The sequence below is a fragment of the Salipaludibacillus daqingensis genome (assembly GCF_029891575.1).
Lineage (GTDB): Bacteria > Bacillota > Bacilli > Bacillales > Salisediminibacteriaceae > Salipaludibacillus > Salipaludibacillus daqingensis.
Genome location: NZ_JARZHF010000006.1, coordinates 182,146 through 195,939 on the forward strand (window position 1 = coordinate 182,146; position 13,794 = coordinate 195,939).

Consider the following 13,794-nt stretch of genomic DNA (forward strand, 5'->3'; position numbering starts at 1 on the left):
GTCTTTTATGGTCTTGGGTGAAGCGTTTACAATTAATTGTTTGACATTTTTTAAGGTAATGCTGGATTGATTTGCAACTTTAGGGACGGGCTCAATCTTTTATATGTTCGCAAAGAAAATCCAGTGACAGTGTTGAACAGGTTGGAAAGGCATAGATGTTCTCGTCGGTATTAATAGCAACAGGAATTCTCTTATAGACGCCTAACTGATGAATCGCCGCAATACGCCTCCCATCATAGGAGGCTCCACCTTTTATATAAGCTAATTCAATGAGTTGCATCGTTGTTTGCTTCAGAGAGAAGTGCGATTCTTTTTTGTTGATGGTATAAGTGCTTAATATAGTGAAAATTTGCTCGTTCATTCTTATACACATTGCTTTGTTTATAAGGACTGGTGACTGGTCACTTCCAGATTATCACTTAGAATTTTAATTATACGATATATTTAGCTAGATAGCTTTCAAGTTTTGACTTTTCCATCCCGAAGCGATTTCGTTCTTTTCTTGCTCGGAAAAAAATCATCATCTTAGTTTTTAATCCACGTGAAGAAATTGTCTACGCGATTCCATTTCCCAGTTCAAAGAGATTTTAGAAGCAGATATTACTTTTTAAGGATATAACAATTAAATAGATAAGAGATGAGGCACATACTATGAAGAAAAAAATTCTTATAGCTAGTTCTTTAATTTTTCTAATTGTAATAATTATGATCACTATGTTAATAGTTTCTGCGGATATTTCAAAAGCAGGATATATTAATGAATATATTAAAGACGAGGAAAATACTTCAAAAATGGGGGAGAATTCACACAAGTTAATTAACGATTATCCTGATTTATTTCCTACAAAAGATATTTTAAATATATTAGATTTCTATGATATGCCTATTAATAGTAAAGAGCTAGAAAAAAGTTTTTCAAAGTTCGATGGACAAATTATTTATAGAAATGGAATTATTTATGATGCTGTAGATGTACATTGGAATGACTTTAAAGGAGAGAAAAAGCTAGTTTCTTATTTTTATGTTACAGATGCAGAAGGGTATAATTATAAGTTATTAGACTTAGATGCTTCGCATCATGTGAAAGGTGATAAAATATCTTTTTATGGATTACCACTGGTAAAACAAACTTATAATAACAATGATGGAGGAAATACACGTATATTCGTTGTATTGTCGAGCTATATAGAATAACCAGTACAGAACTGAATCGGAAATCCGGTGGCTGCCACTGGCCATGCGTGGTTGTATCAAATTTCAAAATTGGATTCGTGCCTGTCACTTCCGGGGTTTTGTAGATATATGTCGAAAGAATTGGAGATTGGGAGTTTGTGAGGAGCTTCTTAGTAGTGGTCGTCTAACTAAGATCGTTTCTTGTCTGAAAGTAGAGGATGGGCTGTCTGAGTGGTTGTAAGTTCTCATCCTCTTTTTCGCTTTTTGTTATATTAGAGATCGTGTCTCCATTGTTGAGAGAAGAGATGGATGCAATGGGCCGTTCTGTACATTTGTCTTTTTATGGTCTTAGGTGAAGCGTTCACAATTAATTGTTTGCCATTTGTAAAGGTAATGCTGGATTGATTTGCAACTTTAGGGACGGGCTCAATCTTTTGTATGTACGTGTAGAAAATCCACTGACAGTGAAAAAGGGTTGGTGAACAGGTAGGGAAGGCGTAGATGTTCTCGTAGGTGTTAATAGCAACAGGCACTTTCTTATAGACGCCTAACTGCTGAATTGCGGCAATACGTCTGCCGTCATAGGAGGCTCCACCTTTTATACAAGCTGATTCAATGAGTTGCATCGGTTTTTTATTTACGTAAAAAGTGTTGTCTACTTCGATGACAATCGTTTGGTATTCAGTGTTTGCTGCAGGGAGAAGCGCGACCGTTTTTTTGTTGATCGTATAACTGTTCAATATAGTGAAAATTTGCTCGTTCATTCTTTATACACCCCTGATTCGTTTATTAGTGGATTAGATTCTTAAATAATACTGCGTTTTTTAATGTGCGATAATAGTATAAGTGCTATAAATGAGACCGCCTAGCATCACCTCCTTGTTGTCATATAAGGATAAAAATAATAGATCATAGTTCTTCTATAAAAAGGACTCTTTGTATTTTTTTGAATGGTATTGCTCATTTATTCACAATGTTAATTGTGAAAGGATCAAATCCATGATGAAGGCCTGGTAAAGTGTGTGAACCTGCTAGTTCAGTTGAAAATGTTGATAAGCAGCAGGTACCATTTAGTGTGGGAAAGTCGTAGTGATTATAAAGGAGTGGTGAGAAGTACAAAGGGAGAAATTCTATTTTGAGTTTCTTTGAATTTCTTCTGCAATTTCATGTAGCTTCGAAGGTTCAATATCTAACCCATCGCAAATTTTGAACAAGGTAGTGAGGGTGATATTTCGTTGTCCATTTTCAATTCTACTTATATATTTTTCGTTAATATCAGACTCGTCAGTTAAGTCTTGAATCGTCATATCATTTTGTTTTCTAACGTGACGAACTGCTTTGCCGAACCATTTTAATTTTTTCTCGTGCTGTTTAGAATAATCCATTTAAAAGAGCCCCTTCTCACTCAATTATTAAATGGATGTACATGATACTCCACATCATATATGGCACCTTTTAAAATAAATTATTATTTTTTTCTTTTTTGGTCTGGTGCCAGTCACTACCCGAAATATGTCGAATGATAGAGATTGATTTTGGATGGGGATAGGATTAAAATGATATAAAAAGAACTGATGTTCTGTGGGGAGGGATGCTCATGGCTACGGTTATACTAGTATTGGGCTGAAGGGACTGGAAGGCTACAAAGTTCAAGTAGAAGTACAGTTATTGCCGGGGATTGAAGGCGTTAGTATTGTTGGGTTGCCTGATGCTTTGGTCAAAGAGTCGAAAGACCTTGTCATGTCAGCTTTGTATGCTAAAATCGTCACGTCAAGTCCAATTGAGGCGCATTCATCGAGGCAATGAACAAAAACGATGAGGAAGTGACAATATGGGAAGAAAGCCGCGAATATGGCAACCAAATGACTTTTATCATATCGTTTGTCGTGGCAATAGGCGAGACGCCCTCTTCAAAGAGGAAGATGATTTTCTGACTTATCTTTATATGCTCCGTAACATTTTCGAACGATACCCCTTTGAACTCACATCCTATTGCCTCATGACGAATCACATCCATTTGCAAATGCGCTCGAAAGATCAGACGATCTCTAAAGTGATGTCGTTGATCAATAAACGCTATGCCGATTATTACAACACAAAGAATCGAGTCACAGGCCATGTTTTTGAGAAACGGTATTATGACAAAATCATTACCACAAGCGAAGGGTTACTCGAAACAAGTAAATACATTCATCTTAATCCCGTCGAAGCACATATGGTGAAACAACCTGGTGATTATCGGTGGAGCAGCTATCGTCACTACGAAGGAACTCCCACCGCACACACACCTTTCTTGAACATGACGATTCTCTTGGACTACTTCTCAGGAACGAGGGCAGAAAAGATGGGGAAGTATTGCGCTTACCTTGCTTCAGAAGGAAGTGCAAAGTGTTAAAGTTTGAAAGTGAGTTTTCAAAGGCTTGGTGCTAGGCACTTAACTTTGTGAATTTCTGTCGAAAAGAATCCTAGGATCGTATGCTATAAATATAGAAAATAGAAAACTGTCATGCGTGAAGAAGAGTATCCGATAGCCAATGATAGTGAAACTACGGAAGGGGAAGGTAGATGTAATTATGTTTCCGTTGGGAGTTAAATAAAAGGCAGGTAATGATTGTCTGTAAGTTATTATTTGTTTTTCTAGGAAGAGGAAGATCATCATTATATGATCAGTCGAAACTATCATTGCTGTGAACGTTTAGGTTCTTGCAAATACAAAACAATATTATGGTGGCCGATTTCTTCTCTAAGTTTTGAGGAGGCTTTATCCCATCTTATTAGATCAATTTTCAAAAGAGTTTCAATATCTTCTTCGATTTTTTCGCTGAATAATCTCCAATCATAATCAGAAATTTCAGGGGCAATGATAGCAAGGTCGATGTCTGATCGAGGTTGATGATCACCATAAGCTCTTGAGCCAAACAAACGAACCTCTTTTATATCGGGAAACTGTTGACTAATATTAATTATTTGATGACAAATAGGCTTAGGGATTCCCATCATTCATCACTCCCGTTGACTTTAGAATTGATTTTAGAAAATGTGGCCTTCATCTCTGGTAAGTAGCCTTTTATATTGTGAACAATTAATAAAGCAGTTTCTTCATCGTACGTATGAGATGTTAAGTTTCTATCTTTCAGCATTTGTAACCAAGCTTCTTCATTTTCCAACCATCCGGCTTGAAAAGCTTCTTTCAGGGTTTCTTTTGGAGTGTTTGCTTCAATTCCTTCCGACAATAACACTCTTTTTAAGGTTTTCCAATATAACTTTATTGTGAATTCAAATCTATGAATTGTTCCATCTACAAGGAGGCTATTGTTTAAATCCTCTTGCAAAGCTTCTTCCAATCTCTCCAGTGCTCTTTTTAAATTCTTCGTACTTTGAATGAGTTTTCTTTCCTGATTTTCCAATGAATTCCCTCCTCTGATCTAATTATACCTTGGACTGTGGTGCCTGTAACTTCCCAACTTTTGTAGATATATGTCGAAAGAATTGGAGATTCAGAGGTTGTAAGAAGTCTTTAGTAATCTCCATTGTTGAGACAGGCTGTGGTAAAGTGTCGGGACTTCGTATAGAATCGAGGAGTCTGGAGACTATCCTGAGGGGGATTTTTGGTTCTGGGTTACAATAAGGCGAAAGCGTCTGTAAAGAACAGATGGACGGGGCTTTTGCTTCCTTTTTGGCAGTAAAAGCCCATCCACCGTTTTTTAATTACTCAGACATAATTCTAATTAAGTCATATTGATAAAATCTGCGGTTTCTTCTTCTATCGTCTCCAAATATCATATTTAGCTGAACTAATTGCCTCAAACTTTTCCTAATAGTCGGAGCTGCTAAGTCTGTTGTTTTTTGAAGTTGGTGGACGGTGGCTATTGGACTAGAGAACAAAGCTCCCCATACTTTTCTAGAAGCTGGTTGCTCTAATTTAGAGAGACCTTCATTAAATAATTTTTCAGCTGCATCTAATTTTCTATATTGGTGTTTAGCCATCCGTATCGTCGCATCAAGGAAAAATACAATCCAACTTTTCCAGTCAGGTTCTTTGCGTCCAATTCCACGTACTGCATTTAACATAGCGTAGTATTTGAACCTTTCTTTCTCTATCTCTTCACTCAAGAAAAAGAATGAGGAGTCAATAAGGTCGGATTGGAGGAGATATAATACCACTAAGATTCTACCTAGTCTTCCATTTCCATCTAGGAAGGGGTGAATGGACTCAAATTGTGCATGGATAACCGCTACTTTTATTAACGAATGTAATGATTCATCTTCCTTATTTTGATACGGATGTCCGTTGATATATCTTTCAAGGTTAGTCATATATTCATCCATTAGTTGAGGTTCAGGAGGGATGTATGATGCATCTTTGATATCTTTTGTTGGACCAATAAAGTTTTGGATTTTTCTGTATGCACCAGATGAACTAGTTGAACCCCTTGCATCTTTCATAAGCTCTATGTGCATGTCACGAATGAGTCGTTCTGTTAATGGATAACCAGTTTGGATCGCTTCCACACCCATTTTTAATGCACGTTGGTAATTTCTTACTTCTATTTTCTCCCAATCCGTTTTTTCCTCCACCTTGTCTTCAAGCATTTCACTAAATGTGACTTGAGTTCCTTCGATTCTTGTAGATTGAACAGACTCATGCAGTGTAATAAGTTGAATAAAAGATTCGTTCACTATGGAATAATGAAGTTTTTGTTTCAACTTTTCTAACTCCGCTGTCGCCTCAACTACTTTTTTATAAAACAAAAGTTCTGTTTCAGGGTCAAATGTAATCGGGAGGAATGGTAAGTTGTATGGTTTCTTCATATTTTAGACCTCCTATGATATTTATTTCATTATTATTATCTATAATAACTTAAATTATAACATTGCGCTATTTTTTTGATGATTTATATCGTTATTATGGCGACTACTTCGCACACTAGTGTTGAAGGAATGGCTATAAAAGTTGCGGAGCATGATACTGGCATAAAGTTATTGAAAAAATTTATAACAAACTAACTAACTAAAGGTTGAACGCAATGTCAATCAATTTTCTTTAATTAAGCTATTGAATGTTTAACAACCACAACCTCCTCCCTTTTTCTTTTTCAGCTGTACTTACTAGATGAAAGCAGAAAAATGAGGGAGGGTTACATAATGATTAAAGTAGAAGAAGGAAATGAGAATGATGTGACAGTGAAGTTTCGGATGGAGGATGTGGTGATGCAGCTGATCTATTGGCCGATAGAGATTCGCGAGGTAGACGAGTTGATCAAAGGGGAAGAGGATGAGGAATTTAGGTTGAAGTATCTAAGGGCATATCGGTCGTACTGTAAAGACGTGGAAGTGTTATGGAAGGATATCGGACTACTTGTATTGGGGCAAAGAGAATCTGTTTATTCCAGCGTTTTGGAAAAAGCGGGAGATGGAAGTTTCACCCTTCAGTTGACACTCCCTGATAAAATCAGGAGTATGGGGGCGAACGATTTTGTTCTGCTTCCAACCATCTTAATCGGACTAGAAGAAGCGTAGCACTGTTATAAAAGGAATCAATCGGAAGTTTTGCCAGATAAAAACGACTTGAACGTGATTGTTGCCACGTTCAAGTCGTTTTTCTATGTAGGTTAAGCAAGCACAATTTTTGATTCTTGTGCTTCCTTTATCGGAGCATCTTTGTTTGGTGACATTTTCATCCTAAATGACTAGAAAGCTAAGGAAAGGAATAACTGATGAATAATAGTGTCGGACTTGTATGCTTAACAACTTTGTTAGAGGCTGTTTTCAGATCGAGGTTGTGTAGATTTAAGAGAGGTTTCTCAATTTTTTAGAAGCAAGAAAGTCAAAAAGATTGGCAATTTGTAAATTCATAGTAAATAGCACATTTGCATAGAGGAAAACGTGCCGTATAGTCTGGTGAAATCTGCTGTTTCAGTACGTAAACGATCGAAATGGGGATTCGATTGTTGGTTAAAAGCGCTCTAAACTAAGGGTACCGCGGAATAAGCGGAAGCGCGCTTCTAAGCAGGAGCAATCCCATGGAGAAATTTGAAACGGAGCAAGAGTTTGAAGAAATTTGTGAACAGTATATGCCAATGGTGTATGGGTTAATTCGTAAGTGGAATTTAGGCAGTGATAAAGAAGACTATATTCAAACGGGGCGAATTGCGTTGTATGAGGCGTGGTCGAGATATGATGGTGAGCGTGGAGCGTTTGCAGCCTATGCGAAGAGCTATGTCTATGGTCGAATCCAACAATCATTAGAGAGAAAGGACCGTTGGCAAACGAGAAATGTGGTGACGGAACCACTGGACATGAATGAATGGAATCCAATGACAACGAATGCGGAAGACATGCTCCTTCTTTATGACTGGCTCGCACGAACGAATTTAAGTCCTCGTGAGAAAAGATGGGTTCTTCAAGGTCTTTTAAATGGTCACAAACCACAGGAAATCGCCGAAATGTATCATGTTGCCGTCTCAACAGTGAAAACGTGGCGAAAAACCGCTCTAAAAAAGCTACGAGAAGAGGCGTATGATTTGTTGTGAGTGGTGCATGGGGACGGTTCGAGACCAGTGAAAAAGTGTTATATTTTCAGAAACGTTATTAAAATTATAAGTTGAGATGCATAAAGGCTTGATGATCCCTGCGCAAACTCGCTTTCCGCGGAGAAGTCGTCAAGCCGCTTCGGACTTTGTCCTGTAGGGTCTTGACTGACTTCCTTTTCCGCAGGAGTCTCGCTTGCTCCAGTCTCATCAACTACCTCTGCAATAAGTCAAATTGGATTATTATGCATTCTAATTTAGGTAAATTGACTTTTTCAGCAGTCTCGGACGGTTCTCATGCGGCAAAAGAGGTATATTTTAAGACGAAAGTATGAGTACCGTTCACAAGATCACTCTCAGTGTGTGTCATTATTGTGGAAAAGTCCTATGTTTTTCGAGAAATATTTGGCGAATGTTAGGACTTTTTATAGTAAAATAGGAGTAGGAATAAAATCTATAGAAATAATTAACATTAAGCGACAAATGGTAGAGAGGAGTGATGGTAACGATGTCATCGAAAGGATAGTCGGTTGGCGAAGGAATTCACTACATACAACTTAATAAAAGAATAGTTGATTATATGATAAATATACAAAGTAGGGGATGCAGTCATGATTTTCAAAATAATAAGGGGGGAATTACGTTGAGTGGAAAATACAAATCTATCACGATACTGATATTATTTATATTAATTATTTCGGGGTGTAGTTCTGTTATTGAATCTGAAGCTACCTCAGATGCTAGTGATGTCGTGCAGGACGAATTACTTTTATTTATTCATGACAAAGATGAGGAGTATACGGGAAGTCTGTATACGCTGGACGAAGAGCAGAATCGAGTAAGAGTTGCTACTAACGTGTTGGAAGGCCATTTTTGGATAGTACCAAACTCGGGATTAATCCTATATTTAGATGAAGAGAAAGAACTCTTTTTGTATAAGGATCAAAATACGACGAATACTGTTGCAACAGAGGTTGATGGTTTTTCAGTGGAAATTTCAGCGGATGGATCGACGATAGCCTATTTGCGAGAAGATGTGTTTGATTTGTACATTCAAAATATTGGTGGAGAGCAAGTGGAAGATCGTCAAAGAATTGCTACAGATGTGAGTTATTATAACTTTGATTTGTCTTCTGATGGAAGTTTCCTTTACTACTTAGACGACGGCGGTCGATTAGTTGTGAAAGAAGAAGGCGAGAGCGATGTTGAAATAGCTCAGAGTGTTATTGACTACCGAATTAGCGCGCAGAACCAATATGTATTCTATGAAAATACTCAAAATGATTTTTATGTACACACGTTTGAAGATAGTGAAAATAGAAGAATTGAAGCTAGTGATGTGTTTGACATCCAATTAACAGCAGATGAGACGATGTTGTTAATGCTTACTGACTTTAATTTTGAGACGGATCGTGGGGAATTGTTCTCATTGGACCTGGAAGATCATACGTTAAATTGGATTGCATCGGATGTGAAGCAATTTTCGACGGATCCTGCTGGAAATCATGTTTACTACTTAAATGACTCTGAGCAGTTTATGTTAAAGTCGTTGACCGATGATCAAAATACGACGATCGCTTCGGACGTGACGTCGTTCCAAGTGTCACCGGATTCAGAACAGGTCATTTATACGGATGAACTGAACAATCTTTATTTGAAAAATAGAGGAGACGATGCGCCCGACGAATTGTCCAATGATATTTTATCCTCTTACATTACGAATGACACGGTTTATATTTTGAACTCGGCACACACGCTGTCTTCGATTGATGATGAGAATAACTTAGTGGAAATTGCTAAAGACGTGAAAGATATAACGATGTCTCCAAATGAATCCGTATTAGCTTTTGTAACAGATGAGGACAAACTATTTTTGAAAATAGGAAGCTCGGATGCTGTGGAAAAACTAGGTGATGTTAATGATTACTCGCAAATTTATTTATATGACTATTTGTTGTATCACAATTTGCTTTCTATCGATGACATCGCTGGATATTGGGAATTTAGTAATGGTATGTTGTTTGAAGTAGCTACTGATGGTGAATGGACAATTCATGAATTTGGTGATTTTGAAAAATATGAAATTATTTCTGATGTAAGCGTGGAAGGGGATACACATTCAACTGGAACGTTTTATTTTGATGATAACAGCAGATCAGATTATGTCGAATGGAATGGCAGTGATGAACTTATTTTCGAAAGCGATTCAGCGAAAGCAACTCGGATTTCTCGAGAAGAATTAACTAACAAATTGGCAGTTCTTGAAGAGGAAATGGACGAGCGAATCGTGGCATTTGAGGAAGAAGAAAGAATTGCACAAGAAGAAGAGGAAGCAAGACTAGCACAAGAGGAAGAAGAGAGAAAAGAAAGAGAAGAAGCCGCACTAAAGTATGAAGAAGCGGATAGCTTAGGTTACTATTTTTCCTATGAGTATATTGTTCTTCCCGCTGGTACTCCTTTCTATGAATATGCAAATACGGAAGCAGTTGCGCTAGGCGAAACAGAAGAAGTCTTGGATATTTATGTGTACGATTTCATTGTAGATGAACAATACAATGTGTGGTTAGAGGTGAACGGCACGTACGACCAACTTTGGATCCTTGCCGACGAAGACTGGGAAATAACATCAACAACTTATTAACTGCTAGAGTGGTTCATGGGGACGGTTCTCATGCGGCAAAAAGAGCCGAAATTTTGCTTATTCTGCATTAATATAGAATTAAAGTTAAAGTCAAATCCCTCAACTTCTATTTAGTTGAGGGATTTTTCATTCCACGCCATTGTGATACAGCAACTTATCTTGCATCTTGAGATAAATGCTCTTTTTCATTTCCCACCTTATCGACTGTTACATGGGGAATGTCGATGGTATATCCTTCTAAGTAAAGTCCGATCTGATAGTCTGATGTAAGTCTTTCTGAATCTTAACGAGGTTTAGAACTGATGCCTAGTTAAGTAAATAGATTAAGGTATACCTATTCTATTAACTCATGATCAAGATAAAATCGAGTAGAATAACTATGCATTCTACTCTCGCAATGATCATTTTAAAGTAGGTTCATTCATAATAACGAAGGTTATGTGCAACATGTACGTTCTTGGAAAGGGACTAATTAAATCATGCGATGTTTCCTCTACCTATATAGAGACTATTTTGTGACGAGACGATATCAGCGAATTCCCTTCACACTTTTGTTAGGAAATTCCCTCTTGTAAAAACTTCCTCATCATCGGCAAATATGTTTCTGCTTCTTCAGCGTGAGGGGAGTGTCCGCTATTCTCGAAGATGACGAACCTGCTGTGAGGAAGGTTCGCGTGAATGGTCTCTGAACAGATGACGGGTGTGACCCAATCATGTCTACCTACCGTCACGAGCGTATCGTTTTTGATAGTGGGAAGCTGATTTACAATGTCGTACTTAGGCTTATTATAACGAAATGCATCGTTGTGCGTTTCAAAGTGAAAGTAGATGGACTCTAAGCGTTCTTTTGCTTTTTGCTCATCAAACTCTACGGTGTAAAGTGGCATGATCGACCAAAACATCTCTTTTAACTCTTCGTCGGAGTGGACTTCACCGTGGAACAAACGAAGAATTCTTTCTTCGTTAATACCTGGTAAGTTACTTTCCAGAGCGCGATCAATCGATAGTTGATTAAAATCGCTATTTGCTGCAGTATCTCGCAGGACGATTCGTTTCAGATGGTTCCCGTAACGAAGCGCATATTCGAGGGTAAGGAAGCCTCCATACGATCCACCGAGCATATGCACCTTTTCTTCTCCCATTAAGTGCTCTCGCAGAGCCTCGATATCCGCGGTCCATTGCTCATGTGTGAAAGGTCGCTTTCCTTCTGATCTTCCAGAGCCCCGCATGTCCATGAAAACGAGCTGGAACTCATCTGTCAAAGAAGAGAACGATTGGATATCCGAGCGACAATCACTGATTCCTGGAGCTCCATGGATAAAAAAGATCGTTTCTCCATTTTTGTTCCCATGCACTTCATAGTAGATTTTATTATCGTTTAGCGTAATGTACATTGTTAGTCTCCTTTCTAGTACCGATTGTTAAATATTAATGTTGGAAACTATCTTATCCTAGTTCTGCCAACCTTACTTTTTCCTCACTACTTTCGGGTCTAGAGCATCCCGCAATCCGTCACCGAGGAAATTGTATGCCAATACGATAAGCGTAATCGCCACACCCGGTAATATTCCGAGAATAGGTGCTGTCCATATATACTGCTGAGCATTTTGAAGCATGTTCCCCCATGTAGGAGTCGGTGGCTGAATTCCGAGTCCGAGATAACTGATTGCACTCTCTGTTAGGATCGCCCAGGCAATACAAAGAGTTCCGGCAACAATGATGGAGGGATAAATTTGTGGGATAACATATCGTATTAAAATCCGTAGTGGCGAAGCTCCGGCTGCATTGGCAGCTTCCACGAACTCATACTGTTTCCATTTCAATGTTTCGCCATAGACTACTCTTGCAATTTCCATCCAAGAAGATACAGCGATGACGATCACAACCATGACAGGGCTTGTGCCAAGTACGGTCAAGGCAACTAGAACAAAGAAAAAGTTTGGTATCGCCATCATTGCTTCTGTAATTCTCATTAAAATCGATTCGACTACTTTATTGAAGAATCCGGCACACGCTCCAACAACAACTCCGAGGAAAACGGAAAACAGCATGGAGGTGAGTCCGACTAAGAGTGTCACTCTGCCGCCATGAAGGATCCTTGCCAAAACGTCCCTTCCTATTTCATCTGTTCCCATAGGTGTCTGTAAGCTCCAACCTGTAAGAGCCCCATGGGTAGTCAATGCCTCAGGACTCACTCTCCAAATAAGCGGACCTATAAAGACTAGCAAATGAAGCGCAATGATAAATAGGAAGGCTGCGAATGCAATATTATTTTTGCGCAACCTACTGAAGACAGTAGACTTTACCTGCTTTTGTTTAGGTGTTGGAACTGTGTCGATCAATGTGGAAGCAGACTTCATCATTTTCACCTCATTTAGCTAGACATTTTTTACCCTTGGGTCTATTTTTGAGTAAACGAGATCGACAAGTAAATTACACACGATCACGACGATTGTTACAAACATGGTAACTCCCATGACCAATGGGTAGTCTCTTCCTTGCGCTGCTTGAATAATTAATGAGCCAATACCTGGCCAACCAAAAATGGCTTCTGTAATGACAGCCCCACTAAGCAAACGCGGAATTAACACGCCAATAATGGAAACTACCGGAATTAATGCATTTTTAAGCGCATGGACGTAAATGACATAGCGCTCTTTGGCACCTTTTGCCCTTACAGTTCGAATATAGTTTTGGTTGACTACTTCTAACATAGAAGAGCGAGTGAAACGGACAATGTTAGGTAATATAGTGGTAGATAAAATTAGCACTGGCATGAAAAGGTAGCTTAACCATCCGAGGAGGGAGAAATTCTCACCTCTTGCATCTGCCCCAACTCCAGAAGAAGGTAACCATCCAAGCTGAACAGAAAATAATAAAATGAGCATTAAACCGAGCCAAAAAGCAGGGATGGATAATCCGATTACACTAATAAAATTGATGGCATGATCTCGGAGGCTTCCTCGTTTCACGGCAGAGATGATCCCAAACAAGATACCAAAAGAAACGGCGAACAAGATAGTAAATAATGTGAGTTCAATGGTGTAAGGGATTCGACTTAAAATCCGTTCTAGGACGGGTTCGCTCGTAGAAAAGGAGACACCGAAATCACCAGTCACAGCACTACCAAGCCATTGAGCATAACGAACCACTACAGGCTCATCCAATCCGAGTTGCGTGATAATCGCCTGTCGTTCTGCTTCTGAGGCATCCATTCGCATCGCAGCGGAAGGTCCGCCAGGTGCTAGATTGATAAGAAAAAAGGTAATTACGGAAACGATAAGTAGTAACACAATGCTTTGGCCGAGGCGGTTCAGCAAAAAACGGCTCATACGACTGCATCCCCTTTTTGATCAATTAGGAAGGGCCATCTCCATTCCCTCGTATCTGGCGGAGATGGCCCTAAGAATATACGTGAAAATACTACGTGTTGCAGGGAAAATGTTGTAA

At 38.8% G+C, this 13,794-nt stretch carries 15 protein-coding genes; 6 read left to right on the plus strand and 9 right to left on the minus strand.

What is annotated here, in order from left to right; all coding sequences use genetic code 11:
- Nucleotides 1-91 precede the first annotated feature (91 nt).
- The gene (locus QDN89_RS13200; RefSeq protein ID WP_280770617.1) at nucleotides 92-373 is read right to left on the minus strand and encodes a competence protein ComK; all 282 of its coding nucleotides are present in this window, start codon (nucleotides 371-373) and stop codon (nucleotides 92-94) included.
- 278 nt (nucleotides 374-651) lie between these two features.
- Between QDN89_RS13200 and QDN89_RS13205 the strand changes: the two genes are divergently transcribed.
- Nucleotides 652-1,194, plus strand: coding sequence for a hypothetical protein (locus QDN89_RS13205; protein WP_280770618.1), 543 nt, complete (start codon nucleotides 652-654; stop codon nucleotides 1,192-1,194).
- Between the two features lie 251 nt (nucleotides 1,195-1,445).
- On the opposite strand, the gene QDN89_RS13210 is transcribed toward QDN89_RS13205, so the two are convergent.
- Together QDN89_RS13210 and QDN89_RS13215 are read right to left on the minus strand one after the other, a co-directional pair.
- On the minus strand, nucleotides 1,446-1,937 hold the full coding sequence (locus tag QDN89_RS13210; protein ID WP_280770619.1) for a competence protein ComK: 492 nt from the start codon (nucleotides 1,935-1,937) through the stop codon (nucleotides 1,446-1,448).
- 366 nt (nucleotides 1,938-2,303) lie between these two features.
- Nucleotides 2,304-2,558 (minus strand): helix-turn-helix domain-containing protein, encoded by a 255-nt coding sequence (locus tag QDN89_RS13215; protein WP_280770620.1) that lies wholly within the window; start codon nucleotides 2,556-2,558, stop codon nucleotides 2,304-2,306.
- Nucleotides 2,559-2,754: 196 nt separating this feature from the next.
- On the opposite strand from QDN89_RS13215, the gene QDN89_RS13220 reads away from it, so the two are divergent.
- Both QDN89_RS13220 and QDN89_RS13225 read left to right on the plus strand, forming a co-directional pair.
- A complete protein-coding gene (locus tag QDN89_RS13220; RefSeq protein WP_280770755.1) occupies nucleotides 2,755-2,979 on the plus strand; it encodes a hypothetical protein in 225 nt (74 codons plus the stop codon).
- A 25-nt stretch (nucleotides 2,980-3,004) separates the two neighbouring features.
- Nucleotides 3,005-3,568, plus strand: a complete 564-nt coding sequence (locus tag QDN89_RS13225) for an REP-associated tyrosine transposase (RefSeq protein WP_280770621.1) — start codon at nucleotides 3,005-3,007, stop codon at nucleotides 3,566-3,568.
- A gap of 284 nt (nucleotides 3,569-3,852) precedes the next feature.
- Here the strand turns inward: QDN89_RS13225 and QDN89_RS13230 are convergent, their stop codons facing one another.
- The 3 genes from QDN89_RS13230 to QDN89_RS13240 form a co-directional block, all read right to left on the minus strand.
- Nucleotides 3,853-4,170: a nucleotidyltransferase domain-containing protein gene (locus QDN89_RS13230; protein ID WP_280770622.1), complete on the minus strand. Its 318-nt coding sequence runs from the start codon at nucleotides 4,168-4,170 to the stop codon at nucleotides 3,853-3,855.
- The gene (locus tag QDN89_RS13235; protein ID WP_280770623.1) at nucleotides 4,170-4,580 is read right to left on the minus strand and encodes a nucleotidyltransferase substrate binding protein; all 411 of its coding nucleotides are present in this window, start codon (nucleotides 4,578-4,580) and stop codon (nucleotides 4,170-4,172) included. Before QDN89_RS13235 ends, QDN89_RS13230 begins: the two co-directional genes overlap by 1 nt.
- A gap of 301 nt (nucleotides 4,581-4,881) precedes the next feature.
- Complete coding sequence (locus QDN89_RS13240) at nucleotides 4,882-5,985, minus strand: Fic family protein (RefSeq protein ID WP_280770624.1); 1,104 nt, start codon at nucleotides 5,983-5,985, stop codon at nucleotides 4,882-4,884.
- A gap of 333 nt (nucleotides 5,986-6,318) precedes the next feature.
- Between QDN89_RS13240 and QDN89_RS13245 the strand changes: the two genes are divergently transcribed.
- The 3 genes from QDN89_RS13245 (at nucleotide 6,319) to QDN89_RS13255 (ending at nucleotide 10,344) form a co-directional block, all read left to right on the plus strand.
- Nucleotides 6,319-6,693 carry a hypothetical protein gene (locus tag QDN89_RS13245; protein ID WP_280770625.1) on the plus strand — a complete coding sequence of 125 codons (375 nt, stop codon included), beginning with the start codon at nucleotides 6,319-6,321 and terminating at the stop codon, nucleotides 6,691-6,693.
- A gap of 503 nt (nucleotides 6,694-7,196) precedes the next feature.
- Complete coding sequence (locus QDN89_RS13250) at nucleotides 7,197-7,706, plus strand: sigma-70 family RNA polymerase sigma factor (RefSeq protein ID WP_280770626.1); 510 nt, start codon at nucleotides 7,197-7,199, stop codon at nucleotides 7,704-7,706.
- 640 nt (nucleotides 7,707-8,346) lie between these two features.
- A complete protein-coding gene (locus QDN89_RS13255) occupies nucleotides 8,347-10,344 on the plus strand; it encodes a TolB-like translocation protein (RefSeq protein WP_280770627.1) in 1,998 nt (665 codons plus the stop codon).
- Nucleotides 10,345-10,898: 554 nt separating this feature from the next.
- Here QDN89_RS13255 and QDN89_RS13260 read toward each other — a convergent pair.
- The 3 genes from QDN89_RS13260 to QDN89_RS13270 all read right to left on the minus strand — a co-directional run bounded on the left by QDN89_RS13260 (nucleotide 10,899) and on the right by QDN89_RS13270 (nucleotide 13,676).
- Nucleotides 10,899-11,738, minus strand: coding sequence for an alpha/beta fold hydrolase (locus QDN89_RS13260; protein ID WP_280770628.1), 840 nt, complete (start codon nucleotides 11,736-11,738; stop codon nucleotides 10,899-10,901).
- Nucleotides 11,739-11,810: 72 nt separating this feature from the next.
- On the minus strand, nucleotides 11,811-12,707 hold the full coding sequence (locus tag QDN89_RS13265; protein ID WP_280770629.1) for an ABC transporter permease: 897 nt from the start codon (nucleotides 12,705-12,707) through the stop codon (nucleotides 11,811-11,813).
- A 15-nt stretch (nucleotides 12,708-12,722) separates the two neighbouring features.
- The gene (locus tag QDN89_RS13270; RefSeq protein WP_280770630.1) at nucleotides 12,723-13,676 is read right to left on the minus strand and encodes an ABC transporter permease; all 954 of its coding nucleotides are present in this window, start codon (nucleotides 13,674-13,676) and stop codon (nucleotides 12,723-12,725) included.
- Between the last annotated feature and the right edge of the window lie 118 nt (nucleotides 13,677-13,794).